General features: G+C 57.4%; 12 protein-coding genes. 4 read left to right on the plus strand and 8 right to left on the minus strand.

The genetic code is table 11. The annotated features are described in order from the left end of the window. Nucleotides 1-753 (minus strand): SDR family oxidoreductase, encoded by a 753-nt coding sequence (locus tag OKW98_RS02830; protein WP_265387889.1) that lies wholly within the window; start codon nucleotides 751-753, stop codon nucleotides 1-3. A gap of 240 nt (nucleotides 754-993) precedes the next feature. Between OKW98_RS02830 and mgrA the strand changes: the two genes are divergently transcribed. Further along, nucleotides 994-2,031, plus strand: a complete 1,038-nt coding sequence (mgrA, locus tag OKW98_RS02835) for an L-glyceraldehyde 3-phosphate reductase (protein WP_265387890.1) — start codon at nucleotides 994-996, stop codon at nucleotides 2,029-2,031. 140 nt (nucleotides 2,032-2,171) lie between these two features. Here the strand turns inward: mgrA and ntrC are convergent, their stop codons facing one another. The 6 genes from ntrC to OKW98_RS02865 all read right to left on the minus strand — a co-directional run bounded on the left by ntrC (nucleotide 2,172) and on the right by OKW98_RS02865 (nucleotide 7,329). After that, the gene (gene ntrC / locus OKW98_RS02840) at nucleotides 2,172-3,608 is read right to left on the minus strand and encodes a nitrogen regulation protein NR(I) (RefSeq protein ID WP_265387891.1); all 1,437 of its coding nucleotides are present in this window, start codon (nucleotides 3,606-3,608) and stop codon (nucleotides 2,172-2,174) included. Beyond that, the gene (gene glnL / locus OKW98_RS02845) at nucleotides 3,605-4,690 is read right to left on the minus strand and encodes a nitrogen regulation protein NR(II) (protein WP_074890143.1); all 1,086 of its coding nucleotides are present in this window, start codon (nucleotides 4,688-4,690) and stop codon (nucleotides 3,605-3,607) included. The genes ntrC and glnL overlap by 4 nt, the downstream gene beginning before the upstream one ends. 303 nt (nucleotides 4,691-4,993) lie before the next feature. Further along, nucleotides 4,994-5,638 carry a DUF4124 domain-containing protein gene (locus OKW98_RS02850; RefSeq protein WP_265387892.1) on the minus strand — a complete coding sequence of 215 codons (645 nt, stop codon included), beginning with the start codon at nucleotides 5,636-5,638 and terminating at the stop codon, nucleotides 4,994-4,996. Then, nucleotides 5,622-6,158: a DUF4124 domain-containing protein gene (locus tag OKW98_RS02855; RefSeq protein WP_265387893.1), complete on the minus strand. Its 537-nt coding sequence runs from the start codon at nucleotides 6,156-6,158 to the stop codon at nucleotides 5,622-5,624. The genes OKW98_RS02850 and OKW98_RS02855 overlap by 17 nt, the downstream gene beginning before the upstream one ends. A gap of 126 nt (nucleotides 6,159-6,284) precedes the next feature. Continuing rightward, entirely contained in the window at nucleotides 6,285-6,851 is a 567-nt protein-coding gene (locus OKW98_RS02860) for a chorismate mutase (RefSeq protein WP_265387894.1), read from the minus strand. A gap of 28 nt (nucleotides 6,852-6,879) precedes the next feature. Continuing rightward, nucleotides 6,880-7,329, minus strand: coding sequence for a cupin domain-containing protein (locus OKW98_RS02865; protein ID WP_265387895.1), 450 nt, complete (start codon nucleotides 7,327-7,329; stop codon nucleotides 6,880-6,882). A 450-nt stretch (nucleotides 7,330-7,779) separates the two neighbouring features. Between OKW98_RS02865 and OKW98_RS02870 the strand changes: the two genes are divergently transcribed. Further along, the gene (locus OKW98_RS02870) at nucleotides 7,780-8,895 is read left to right on the plus strand and encodes a polymorphic toxin type 44 domain-containing protein (protein ID WP_265387896.1); all 1,116 of its coding nucleotides are present in this window, start codon (nucleotides 7,780-7,782) and stop codon (nucleotides 8,893-8,895) included. Continuing rightward, nucleotides 8,882-9,292, plus strand: coding sequence for a hypothetical protein (locus OKW98_RS02875; protein WP_265387897.1), 411 nt, complete (start codon nucleotides 8,882-8,884; stop codon nucleotides 9,290-9,292). The genes OKW98_RS02870 and OKW98_RS02875 overlap by 14 nt, the downstream gene beginning before the upstream one ends. Nucleotides 9,293-9,511: 219 nt before the next feature. On the opposite strand, the gene glnA is transcribed toward OKW98_RS02875, so the two are convergent. Further along, a complete protein-coding gene (glnA, locus tag OKW98_RS02880) occupies nucleotides 9,512-10,918 on the minus strand; it encodes a glutamate--ammonia ligase (RefSeq protein WP_265387898.1) in 1,407 nt (468 codons plus the stop codon). A gap of 332 nt (nucleotides 10,919-11,250) precedes the next feature. Between glnA and thiI the strand changes: the two genes are divergently transcribed. Beyond that, on the plus strand, nucleotides 11,251-12,705 hold the full coding sequence (thiI, locus tag OKW98_RS02885) for a tRNA uracil 4-sulfurtransferase ThiI (RefSeq protein WP_265387899.1): 1,455 nt from the start codon (nucleotides 11,251-11,253) through the stop codon (nucleotides 12,703-12,705). The last annotated feature ends 140 nt before the right edge of the window (nucleotides 12,706-12,845 follow it).

Raw genomic sequence — 12,845 nt, forward strand, 5'->3', positions numbered from 1 at the left:
TTACGCCAACCCACCATTGGCTCGCAGCACCTGACCATTCACCCAGCCTGAATCCGGGCCGGCAAGGAAGGACACGACGCTGGCGATGTCTTCCGGCTGCCCCAGCCGCTGCAACGGCGGCATGTTGGCGAAGTGCTGGATTTGCTCCTCGCTTTTGCCTTGCAGGAACAGCTCGGTGGCCACCGGCCCCGGTGCAACCGCATTCACGGTGATATTCCGCCCGCGTAACTCCTTGGCGAACACATGGGTGAAGGCCTCGACCGCCGCCTTGGTCGCGTTATAAATCGCGTAGCCCGGCAGGTTCAACGCCAGCGCAGTGGTGGAGAAATTGATGATGCGGCCTCCATCGTTCATCCGGGCGCCCGCTTCACGCAGCGTGTTGAAGGTGCCTCGGGTATTGATATTAAACGCCTGATCGAACTGCTCATCGCTGGTGTCTGCCAGCGGCAAGGCCTTCATGACGCCCGCGTTATTGACCAACACATCCACCTTGCCCAACTGCGTTTCCGTTTGCTCGAACAACGCACGGACTTCGTCGGCCTTGGCAACGTCAGCCTTGATCGCGATGGCCTGACCCCCATCGGCATGGAGCTGCGCAACCAGGGCGTTGGCCTCTGCCGCGCTGCTGGCGTAATTCACGACCACCGCAAAGCCGTCACGGCTCAACCGCCGCGCTATTTGCGCGCCGATGCCACGGGAGGCACCGGTGACGATGGCGACAGGGCGAGGGGTGTCTGGCGTTGACTGCGTCATGGTGAGTCTCCGATTCATGTGAAAGTGCATGCAGCTTCACACGCCAGGGCGCCCTGATAAATGCCCCAAAAATGCCTTCGTTGTTCGATCAAAGCGAACAATAGAAGGCGCATCGCTGCCTACCTGCACTGAAGGGGTGGCATTCGTCCACTTGCTTGAACCCCCTCACCGTACGGAAATCCGAGTAATCTCACGGGTTCGTTATGTGACCTGACTTCCATACAAGAAAGAGAGGACTGGATGACTTACATCGCTGCCGAAAACCGTTATGAACGCATTCCCTATCGTCGCGTAGGCCGCAGTGGCCTGGTGTTGCCAGCGCTCTCCATGGGGCTTTGGCACAACTTCGGCGACAGCACGCCGATCGACACCCAGCGCGCCATGCTGCGCACGGCCTTCGATCTGGGTATCAACCACTTCGACCTCGCCAACAACTATGGCCCGCCCTACGGCAGTGCCGAGATCAACTTCGGCCGCCTGCTCAAAGAAGACTTCAGGCAGTACCGCGACGAGCTGATTATTTCCAGCAAAGCCGGCTGGGACATGTGGCCGGGGCCTTACGGTCAGGGCGGCGGATCGCGCAAGTACGTGCTCGCCAGCCTCGACCAGAGCCTGCAGCGCATGGGCCTGGACTACGTTGATATTTTCTATTCCCACCGCTTCGACCCGGACACCCCGCTGGAAGAAACCGCGAGCGCACTGGCCACTGCCGTGCAGCAGGGCAAAGCGCTGTATATCGGGATTTCGTCGTATTCGGGCGCCAAAACCCGGGAAATCGCAGGCCTGCTGAAGGAGTGGAAAGTGCCGCTGCTGATTCATCAGCCGGCTTATAACCTGCTCAATCGCTGGGTCGAAAAAGACCTGCTGGACACCACCGAAGAACTCGGCTCGGGCGTCATCGCGTTCACCGCACTGGCCCAAGGTCTGCTCTCGGATAAATACCTGAACGGCATTCCTAAGGATGCACGAGTCAACCGTCCCGGTGGCGGCTCGCTCCAGGCGGCGCATTTGTCGGAGCAGAACATCGAGCACGTGCGTGCGCTGAACGAGATTGCCAAGCGTCGTGGTCAGAGCCTTGCGCAAATGGCCCTGGCCTGGACGCTGCGCGATCCGCGCGTCACGTCCGCACTGATCGGTGCAAGCCGTCCGGAGCAGATCATCGAGAACGTTGGCGCCCTCGACAATCTTGAGTTCAGTCAGGAAGAACTGGCCGAGATCGACCGGTTTGCGGTGGAAGGCGGAATCAACTTGTGGGAGAAGCCGTCTTCGGCTGAGTGACGCTAGGGCTGCGGGAGCCGGCTTGCTGGCGAACTCAACATGTCAGGCGACGTTTCTATCGTTGACAGTGTTCCGTTCGCCAGCAAGCCGGCTCCTACAATTTTTGGTCTAGCCCATCAACACACGAGGTCTGAAGCCGTTCAGCCCTCATCACCCTCGTCGTCATCCCCACCATCAATCTTCATGCCCAGCTCCTTGATCTTGCGGGTCAAGGTGTTGCGGCCCCAGCCCAGTAGCACGGCGGCGTCGCGACGACGGCCGGCGGTGTGCTTGAGCGCGGTCTCGATCATGATGCGTTCGAACGTCGGCACAGCACTGTCCAGCAGGCTGGATTGTCCACGGGCCAGCGCTTGATCGGCCCATTGGCGCAGTGCTTGTTCCCAGTTGGTGACCGGAGCAGCGTCCTGCGGCAGGCTCAGCAGTTCGGGCGGCAGATCGCTGACATGCACTTCGCGGCCCGACGCCATCACCGTGATCCAGCGGCAGGTGTTTTCCAGTTGGCGGACGTTGCCCGGCCACGGCAGGTGCTTGAGGTATTCCTCGGTTTCCGTCTTCAGCAGCTTCGGCTCAACCGCCAGTTCCTGCGCAGCGCGGCTGAGGAAGTGGCGTGCCAGTGTCGGGATGTCTTCGCGACGGTCGGACATGCGCGGGATATGAATGCGGATCACGTTCAGGCGGTGGAACAAGTCCTCGCGGAACTTGCCGGCCTGGACCAGGGTTTCCAGATTCTGGTGAGTCGCCGCAATGATGCGCACGTCGACTTTGACTGGCACGTGTCCGCCCACCCGGTAGAACTCGCCGTCGGCCAGCACGCGCAGCAGTCGGGTCTGGGTATCGGCCGGCATGTCGCCGATTTCATCGAGAAACAGGGTGCCGCCGTCGGCCTGCTCGAAACGCCCGCGCCGCAGGTTGGCCGCGCCGGTGAACGCGCCTTTTTCGTGGCCGAACAGCTCGGACTCCATCAAGTCTTTCGGAATCGCGGCCATATTCAGCGCAATGAACGGCGACGCCGAACGTGGGCTGTGGCGGTGCAGGGCGTGGGCAACCAGCTCCTTACCGGTCCCGGACTCGCCGTTGATCAGCACGGTGATATTGGAGTGGCTCAAGCGGCCGATGGCGCGAAACACCTCCTGCATCGCCGGCGCTTCACCGATGATTTCCGGGGTACGGGTCAGGGTGGGCGGAACGGCCAGGCCTTGCTGCTCCTGAGCGTGCTGATTGGCGCGTTTGACCAGCGAAACGGCTTCGTCAACATCGAACGGCTTGGGCAGGTACTCGAAGGCACCGCCCTGATAGGACGCCACGGCGCTGTCGAGGTCCGAATGCGCGGTCATGATGATGACCGGCAGGCGCGGATGCTGTTCGCGAATGCGCGCCAGCAAGTCCAGGCCGCTGGCACCGGGCATGCGGATATCGGAAATGATCACGTCCGGTTGCTGGCGGGCCAGGCGGCTCATCACGCCATCGGCGCTGTCGAAACTTTGCGTGGTCATGCCCTCTTGCTGCAGGGCTTTCTCCAGTACCCAGCGGATGGAACGGTCGTCATCGACGATCCAGACAGTTTCACTACGGCTCATGTCGACGCTGCTCCTTGTTCCAGCGGCAGGAAGATCGAGAATGTTGTATGGCCAGGATGGCTATCACACTCGATCAGCCCCTGGTGCTGGCTGATGATGTTCTGGGTAATGGCAAGGCCCAGCCCGGTGCCATCCGGGCGGCCGCTGACCATGGGATAAAAAATGGTTTCTTGCAGCTCCGGCGGGATGCCGGGGCCGTTGTCGATGATTTCGATCTTGCTGACCAGACGATGGCGCACGTGGCCGATGGTGAACTGGCGCATGGCGCGAGTGCGCAGGCTGATGCGGCCCAGACGCAGCTCGTTCTGGCTGCTGATCGCCTGCATGGCATTGCGCACGATATTGAGCACCGCCTGAATCATCTGCTCGCGGTCAATCAGCACATCGGGAATGCTCGGATCGTAGTCGCGCACGATGGTGATGCATCCCTGGCTCTCGGCTTCGACAAGGCTGCACACGCGTTCGAGCACTTCGTGCACGTTGGTCATCGCCAGCATCGGCAGCTTGTTCGAGCCCAGCATGCGGTCGACCAGATTACGCAGACGGTCGGCCTCTTCGATGATGACGTTGGTGTAGTCCTTGAGGCTCTCCTCCGGCAGCTCACGTGCCAGCAACTGCGCGGCGCCGCGAATCCCGCCAAGGGGGTTCTTGATTTCATGGGCCAGGCCACGCACCAGCATTTTGGTGGTTTCCTGCTTGGACAGCTGAGCCTCTTCCTTGGTGATCCGCAGCAAGCGATCACGGGGATGGACTTCCAGCAGCAGCATGGTCTCGGCCTGGGAAAGGATCGGCGTCACGGCGTAATCGACCGTCAGCGTCTGGCCGGTCAGAGCGGTCAGCATGGCCTCACGCTTGGTAAACGGATGGGCCTGTTCGACGGCCTGACGAAGCGAGCTGAGCGCTTCGGCAGATTCGGTGAACAGCTCGCTGATGAATTGTCCGTGGCTGCGCTGACCGCTGATGGCCAGCAGCATTTCAGCGGCAGGATTCATGTACTCGAGGCGCAGGTCCGAGTTGAGCAGAATCGTGGCAGTGGTCAGGTTGTCGAGTAACAACCGATGCAACGCATCGCTGATAGTCATGAATCCCGGTGACCTCTTTTGGCTCTATGCACACGGACTGGGCCGTGGGTGCAGGCGCTGATTGGTCTTTGCCAGCGTATGGAAACCGCTGAAACGTGTGATGTGCTCGCGCATTCATTACAAAATGCAAAAACCAAACCAAGGCTCCGAAAAGAAGCGCGGATAGAGGAATTGCGAGCGTTTTTTGGACGGCAGGCCCGGCGACAGTGCATGGATTCCAAGCGGCCGAACCAAAATGGGCTTTTTCTACGAAACCTCGTTCAGGTTGCGCACCATAATAGAGCATAGCCGGTCAGGCAGGGTTTAGCGGAAAAACGAAAAGAAGCTCGATTCTTCTTCCGGCTTGTCCTTGATGGGGCATTCGGGGCGCACGCCGTAATCTTCGGTTTTGCAGGGCTGTGCGAGTCGCTTCTGGGCCAGAGAGATGCGTATCAGGTGAAAGGGCTGATTGGGGGTTCGCTCCAGCACTCGCCCGTACTGATCAATGATCTCCACGGACAGCTGGTGAGTGCCACGGTCGATGTTCGTCAGCGGGAAAACCGGGCTGCGCGTCGGCTCGCCATAGGGTTTGCTGTCGAGCAGTAATCGGTACAAGTGATCTGGCTGCAGCTCGGGATCATTGCTGACGGTGACGTTCAGGTTGCCCTCGATGTCGCGGATCGTGCTGTCAGGCTCCGGCGCCAGAATGCGCAGCAACTGGTAATGAAAGATGGGACTCGCCGCTGGCTTCGGTTTGGATGCCCGACTGGGCGCCTTCGTGGGCTGGTCGACCCGGTTGGTCGGCGCAATGTCGACCTTCTTCGCATTGCGGTGAGGCTGATCGGTGAAGACCCGATTGCCGTCCGCATCGACGTAGGTATACACCTCGGCCAAAACGGTCTGGCTCACGCAGAGCAGCAGGCACAGGGCAACGGCCAACCGGCAAAGGTGTTTAAGGTCTGCCGACATGGACTCGCTGCACTGTCAGGTTGACCGTCTCGCTTTGCTGGATGGACCGCTGGTTCTCCAGCACTTGAACCGAAAAGCTGTGCTCGCCCCGTTCAAGCTCCATGACCTGCAGCCGCGGAATGTTGGTGGGCTGGCCGTAGGGCGCGCCGTCCACAATCAATTGCAGCACATGCCCGGGCTGTAAACGAGGCTCTATGGCGACGCCAACGGTGAACGAGCCGTTGTTGGCGCGGAGCGCTTCGTCCTGAGGCAGGTCTTTCAGCGCGAGCACCTGATAGACAGCGGTGCTTTGCGGGTTCTGGGTTTGTTTCTGGTTCTGGGTTGCGGGCAGTGGAGGCGGCGCGGCAGGCACGACGGTCTCCACGCTGTTGAGTGGCGGCAACTCGACGGTTTCGGCTTTGGTGCCGTTCGGCGGCTGATTGCTGTACGCCGTGTTCCCGGAGGCATCGGTGTATTTGTAGATCTGCGCGGCGGCGGGCAGTGCGAACACCAGCAACAGAAGGGCGAGACATTGACGCATGAACACTCCAGTGCAGCGATCAGGACAACCCACAATGGTGCCGCGCTGAATGCATGGCGCGGCACGGGTCAGCATAGAGGAATACTGATCGACGGTGTCATTTGAGAAACGGATCTGCGCGCCTGCTCACTGGCCTGCCGTGGTCCGGCAAAGGTCGCCTGTGGCCCGTTGCAGCGCGGTCACGATGACAGGATCACTGGCCTGTCGCTGGATTCCCGACTGCACCCACCCTAGGCATTTGGCATCGCTGCGGTAAGGCTGAAACGCCGAGTAACTTTGCATCAACACCGGCAGCAGCGTATCCAGCCGACCCCGTATGCCATCGGTGAGACTGGATTCGGGTTTCTCCGGGGAGTGTCCGGTTTCACGCCACTGCTCGATGCGCGCGTATTGCACCATCTTGTTGGCTTCCATCTGGGCGGTCATGAAATCGCGCACGTCGTCTGCGGCCAGCTTGAATTCGCCCGCCCGTGATTCGGCGTTCTGGATCACCTGGCGCTCGCGCTCACTGTCCTGCACCGGCTTGCCGCTGTGCCATTTGCTACGCGCCACGTCATTGGCGATTTCCAGCCTTTGCTCCATGGCCGCGATGAGCGGCTGAAGCTGCGCAGGAGGTTGCTGAGCAGGAGCCGCGTGAAGGCCGGTCGACATCAGGCCGCAGGCTAAGGCAGCGAGTTGGAGCTGTTTAAGCATTGTTATGTCCTCACGTATGACCAAGCGATCATTGTTTAACACTTTGGCTGGTAGAAAGTGGCATTCCCGGTGTTCCGGCGTAAAAAACGACGAGCTCCACTGCGGTGTTTCCCGTCAGGCCACGATGCTGCCTGTCGACCATTTCAGGCAGCACATCGCCTGGATTGAGCAGGATCGATTTGCCGCCTTCGCGGGTTTCCACCGTGAGATTGCCGGACACGACATAGGCCGCATTGGGCATCGGGTGCTCGTGCCATTTGAGTGCGGTGTTGGCGGGGATCTTGATGTTGAGGACGGTCAGCTCAGGCTTGCCGACCGGGTAGGCGTCATAGGCCGTTCCATCCCAGGAACTTGAGCTTTTGAGCAGAACGGTGGACTCGACCGTTGATACCGGAACGGAGCTGGGCGGTTGGGCGGTGGCGCATCCGCCAAGGGCAATCATTGCCAGCAGCAGGCAAGCGGGGGTGATATTGAACATGAGCGAAATCCTTGTGCTTTTTGAACAGCAGAAAACACAAGGTTGCCGGAAGCGTCATTCCCATCTGCGGTACATATTTATAGCGACCGAAAAATACGCTCGGTAACAATAAAGACATCCCGAAGGACGTTTGTTCAATCACACACAAAATCGGATTCGTCCCACAGATCAGTTAGTCGCTATCCGCTAACTTGGCGTTCATTTACCTACTTGGATGCTGACTGTATCTGACAGAAAAGCCCTCCTTCTGTATCAGCGTTATCTGACGTGGTTGGTGGGATGCCAGGACACTTTAACTGTTCATCAAGGATGACAATCAATCGGATTTGGCTGCATTCCGGTTTGTGTTGCATACCGGCGATGCGAGATCTGCTGAGGCGAACTCACGTTCTTAGGGCAGCGCCTCCAGGTTGGAAGGATGTATAACCCATCAAAGGAGAGTAATAAAAAATGGAAGGTTATTTTCTTGTACGGGGCGACAAAACTTCGTGCGGCGGAGAAATTCTGGCGGGTTCACCTAGCTTTACGCTCAATGGATACGAGCGTATTTGTGAAGATGATCCCGTGAGCTGCGGCAAGGACGGCAGTACATACAAAGTTACTGGCGGTATTGATTACTTTACCTATCACGGACGGCGAGTGGCTGGCACGCTTGACAGTTTTAGTGGGTGTCCATGCAAGTCCAAGCTGCTGCACTCGATAGATAGCGACACCTATGAAAGCGCTACGGCCTCTATGCGCTCACCTGGAGTTGCTACGGCGCGTACATCGCAGGTGCCTTTCACATCATCATCCTCGGCGTCGCCGATGTCGCCGTTTGCAGCCCAGCAACCTCCGGCTTTCACGGTCGCACCGGTGCTCGTGACGGCAAGCTGTCCTCATCCTGATCGTATGCATGAACTTGCCGGTTACATTGCCGATGAGATGAATGGCAATATTCGGCATCCTTCGGTTTTGAAGATGAGGGAGTTGAATAGTTATGATGCGGTAGAAGAGACCAAAAAATACTTTGAACAGCCGTTTTATCTGACGATGGGGCATGTGCCTAACTTCAATGCCATCGAGCTAGGGAAAAAAGCTGAGGCGTTTGCGTTGTGGACCGAGCGGGTGGGGCAGAATCGGCCATGGGATCATAAACCGATAATCCGTAAAAATTTCGGAGGTGTTTGGCATAAGCACGGTGAGTACGACTATTACTACGATATATGGTCGAACATCCATTATGGGTATGTAGGGACTATCGGTGGGATTTCCGAAAGTGCATTGTTGGACGGTGCCGGCCTTGAGCAGATTGCCTCAGACACTCTCAGGAAAGTAAAAGAGGTGTGGAACAAGCCTGGGAACGAATGGGAGCTTCCGGGGCCTCATGCTACAGCCACCCCTCGGACTTCGTTGCGGTCGTGGGATGATGTCGCTGATAGAGTCTCCATCAGCATTGGAATTAAGCTGGCTGGAGAATATTGGGAAGGTGGATTAACGGCCGGTTTGATTATGGATGAAGTTTTGGCCTTTGAGCCAGCTCTTTGGGGGGATGGAGCACAGGTGCATAAATGTGAGCAAACCTAAAAAGAAATTCAGATTGTTTTTTTACGCGTTGTTGATTTTATTATTTGGCAATCTGATTTTTAAAGCTATTTGGCCATCGGTTACGGTTAGGTATCCTGCCGAAGGTGAAAGAGAGATTAGGTATATATGGAATGTTCAGGACGAGATTTATAAGGGTGGGATGAAACCTGGGGGTGTAGCGTATGATGTGGGACACTTGTTCCCGGGCGATGATTATTTTATGGAGTTCAACTGGTGGAAAGATACAGGAGGACGAAGGCACTGTGTGAGTATCACGCCCGGCTGGTTTGAGGTTCATATTCAACTGGACTTGAACGGAGAAATTGATATGCATGAAAGCAGCGGCACCACTGTGGCACGGTTAAAGGCGTGCGAATGGGATTCCGCAAAAATGTAAAGCTGGGTAGAGGTTGTTTCCGCCTTCGTTAGCTCCTGGTTCGTTTGGAGCTGGAATACAGTAGTGAATGCCAAGGATGCTACTTCGAGGGTGGAGTAACGTCCGGTTTGATTGCAGACGAGGTTCAGGCCATTTGATCCAAGTTTGTTTTCCACATATTGCAAAAAGGCCTCCCGAAGGAGGCCTCTTGTTCACGCGGCTTTCGCCGGCGCGACTGGATCAGCAGCTGTAGTACAGCTCGTATTCCAGTGGGTGTACGAAGGTGCGCACTTTGATTTCTTCTTCGGATTTCAACGCGATGTAAGCGTCGATGAAATCGTCGCTGAACACGCCGCCTTTGGTCAGGAACGCACGACCTTTATCCAGCTCTTCCAGGGCTTCTTTCAGGCTGCCGCAAACTTGTGGGATCTCTTTAGCCTCTTCAGGCGGCAGGTCATACAGGTTTTTGTCAGCAGCATCGCCAGGGTGGATCTTGTTCTGGATGCCGTCCAGGCCAGCCATCAACAGTGCAGCGAAGGCCAGGTACGGGTTGGCTGCCGGGTCCGGGAAACGTGCTTCGATACGACGGCCTTTAGGGCTGTTGACGTAAGGAATACGGATCGAAGCCGAACGGTTACGGGCCGAGTAGGCCAGCATGACCGGTGCTTCGAAGCCTGGAACCAGACGCTTGTACGAGTTGGTTGCCGGGTTGGTGAAGCCGTTCAGGGCCTTACCGTGCTTGATGATGCCGCCGATGAAGTACAGAGCGGTGTCGGACAGGCCGGCATAACCTTCGCCTGCGAAGGTGTTCTTGCCATCTTTGGAGATGGACATGTGAACGTGCATACCCGAACCGTTATCGCCGTACAGAGGCTTGGGCATGAAGGTTGCGGTGCGGCCATAAGCGTCGGCAACGTTGTGCACGACGTATTTCAGGGTCTGAACTTCGTCAGCCTTTTTAACCAGCGTGTTGAATTTCACGCCGATTTCGTTCTGGCCAGCGGTTGCCACTTCGTGGTGGTGAACTTCGACGATCTGGCCCATTTCTTCCAGAGCGTTGCACATTGCGGTGCGGATTTCGTGGTCGTGGTCGAACGGTGGAACCGGGAAGTAGCCGCCTTTGATGCCTGGACGGTGGCCCTTGTTACCGCCTTCGATATCGGCGTCGGACATCCACGAACCTTGTTCGGAGTAGATCTTGAACATGGAACCGGAGATGTCGGACTTGAATTTCACTTCGTCGAAGATGAAGAATTCTGGCTCAGGGCCGGCGAATACAGTGTCACCGATGCCGGTCGACTTCAGGTATTCCTCGGCGCGGTGAGCGATGGCGCGTGGGTCGCGATCGTAACCTTGCATGGTCGACGGTTCGATGATGTCGCAAACCAGGATCAGGGTAGGCTCTTCGGTGAACGGATCCAGGACGGCGGTTTCGTCGTCCGGCAGCAGGATCATGTCGGAGGCTTCGATGCCTTTCCAGCCCGAGATGGAGGAACCGTCGAACATTTTGCCGACTTCGAAGAAGTCGTCTTCCAGCGCATCGCGGGCCGGCATGGTCACGTGGTGCTGAGTGCCTTTGGTGTCCGTGAAGCGCAGATCAATCCACTTAACGTCATGATCTTTGATGAGTTGAACCGACTTCGACATGTTGTCCTCCGGGGTGGATTAGGGCCTGAGTAGTGGTTGGCCCTTCAATTTGGGTGATGCCGGGCGCGATACTCGACCAAGGCAACCTGCCTCACAAGGGAGCAATTTGCATGCCAGTGCCCTGTGTTGGGTTTTCCGTGGGAATACCTGCCTTTAAGCGTGTTAAACGTCGCATATTCGAAAACGGGCGCACCGTTGTAGTGCCAAGTAATTGTATACAGGGCTGTTTTGGTGCGCGGACGATTGGCTGCACGATAACTGGTTAAACCTTGAGCAATTTCCGCTATAATCCGCGCCCCCCTTTTTCGACCGGGACCTAGCGCGCTGTTTTCATGAAATTAATCGTCAAAGTCTTCCCAGAAATCACTATCAAAAGCCGGCCTGTGCGCAAGCGCTTCATCAAACAGCTGGCCAAGAACATCCGTACGGTGCTCCGCGATCTGGACCCGGCGTTGGTGGTGGATGGCGTGTGGGACAACCTTGAGGTCGAAACAAAGGTCGAAGACGTTAAAGCCCTGCACGAGATGACCGTGCGCCTTAGCTGCATGCCTGGCATCACGCACTTTCTGCAGGTTGACCAGTATCCGCTGGGCGATATGGACGACATCTACGAGAAGTGCAAGCTGCACTTCGGCGATGCAATCCCCGGCAAGATATTCGGGGTGCGCTGCAAGCGCGCCGGTCATCACGACTTCAGCTCGATGGACGTTGAAAAATACGTCGGCAGCAGGCTGCGCCGTGAATGCAACGCCGCCGGCATCTCGCTAAAGGCGCCGGAAGTCGAAGTCAGAATCGAAATTCGGGACCAGCGTCTGTTCGTGATCCACAGCCAGCACAACGGCATTGGCGGTTATCCGCTGGGTTCGCTTGAACAGACCCTGATCCTGATGTCCGGTGGTTTTGACTCCACCGTGGCGGCGTACCAGATCATGCGTCGTGGCCTGATGAGCCATTTCTGCTTCTTCAATCTGGGCGGACGTGCCCACGAGCTGGGCGTGATGGAAGTCGCGCACTTCATCTGGAAGAAGTACGGCAGCTCCCAGCGAGTGCTGTTCGTCAGCGTACCGTTCGAGGAAGTTCTGGGAGAAATTCTCGGAAAAGTCGATAACAGTCATATGGGCGTAGTATTGAAGCGTATGATGTTGCGCGCCGCGAGCAACATTGCCGACCGGCTGGAAATCGACGCGCTGGTCACCGGCGAGGCGATTTCCCAGGTGTCCAGCCAGACGCTGCCCAACCTGTCGGTCATCGATTGCGTGACAGAGAAGCTGGTCTTGCGACCGCTGATCGCCAGTCACAAGCAGGACATCATCGACCTGGCCGATCAGATCGGCACTGGCGATTTTGCCCGGCACATGCCCGAATACTGCGGTGTGATTTCGGTGAATCCGAAGACCGCCGCCAAGCGCAATCGGGTCGAGCACGAAGAAAAGTCGTTCGACATGGCCGTGCTTGAGCGTGCGCTCGAAAACGCTCGTCTGGTACCGATAGATCGCGTGATCGAAGAGTTGGGGCAGGACGTTCAGATTGAAGAAGTCAGTCAGGCACTGGCCGGGCAAGTGGTTATCGACATCCGTCACCCGGATGACGCTGAAGACCGCCCGCTGGGTCTGGCTGGCGTTGAAGTACAAACGCTGCCGTTCTTTGCATTGAACAGCCGTTTCAAGGAACTGGATGACACGCGCCAGTACCTGCTCTATTGCGACAAAGGCGTCATGAGTCGCCTGCATGCTCATCATTTGCTCAGTGAGGGGCATGCCAATGTGCGCGTTTATCGACCGAGCTAAGTGCCCGGGGCTGTTTGCCTGTGGCTTGCGTCACCGGCCCCCCGACACCAGTCGTCAGCCGTAACGGCTTTCGCCGGCTCTACCGTTCATAGCTGCCTACAATCAGGCAGCTGACCGAATCCTCTGATCGAGATACACAA

Source organism: Pseudomonas sp. KU26590 (assembly GCF_026153515.1).
Classification (GTDB): domain Bacteria; phylum Pseudomonadota; class Gammaproteobacteria; order Pseudomonadales; family Pseudomonadaceae; genus Aquipseudomonas.

What these genes read in the sequence shown, in the direction of transcription:
- OKW98_RS02830 (WP_265387889.1), bottom strand. Translation starts at nt 753, where the DNA reads ATGACGCAGTCAACGCCAGACACCCCTCGCCCTGTCGCCATCGTCACC.
- mgrA (WP_265387890.1), top strand. Translation starts at nt 994, where the DNA reads ATGACTTACATCGCTGCCGAAAACCGTTATGAACGCATTCCCTATCGT.
- ntrC (WP_265387891.1), bottom strand. Translation starts at nt 3,608, where the DNA reads ATGAGCCGTAGTGAAACTGTCTGGATCGTCGATGACGACCGTTCCATC.
- glnL (WP_074890143.1), bottom strand. Translation starts at nt 4,690, where the DNA reads ATGACTATCAGCGATGCGTTGCATCGGTTGTTACTCGACAACCTGACC.
- OKW98_RS02850 (WP_265387892.1), bottom strand. Translation starts at nt 5,638, where the DNA reads ATGTCGGCAGACCTTAAACACCTTTGCCGGTTGGCCGTTGCCCTGTGC.
- OKW98_RS02855 (WP_265387893.1), bottom strand. Translation starts at nt 6,158, where the DNA reads ATGCGTCAATGTCTCGCCCTTCTGTTGCTGGTGTTCGCACTGCCCGCC.
- OKW98_RS02860 (WP_265387894.1), bottom strand. Translation starts at nt 6,851, where the DNA reads ATGCTTAAACAGCTCCAACTCGCTGCCTTAGCCTGCGGCCTGATGTCG.
- OKW98_RS02865 (WP_265387895.1), bottom strand. Translation starts at nt 7,329, where the DNA reads ATGTTCAATATCACCCCCGCTTGCCTGCTGCTGGCAATGATTGCCCTT.
- OKW98_RS02870 (WP_265387896.1), top strand. Translation starts at nt 7,780, where the DNA reads ATGGAAGGTTATTTTCTTGTACGGGGCGACAAAACTTCGTGCGGCGGA.
- glnA (WP_265387898.1), bottom strand. Translation starts at nt 10,918, where the DNA reads ATGTCGAAGTCGGTTCAACTCATCAAAGATCATGACGTTAAGTGGATT.
- thiI (WP_265387899.1), top strand. Translation starts at nt 11,251, where the DNA reads ATGAAATTAATCGTCAAAGTCTTCCCAGAAATCACTATCAAAAGCCGG.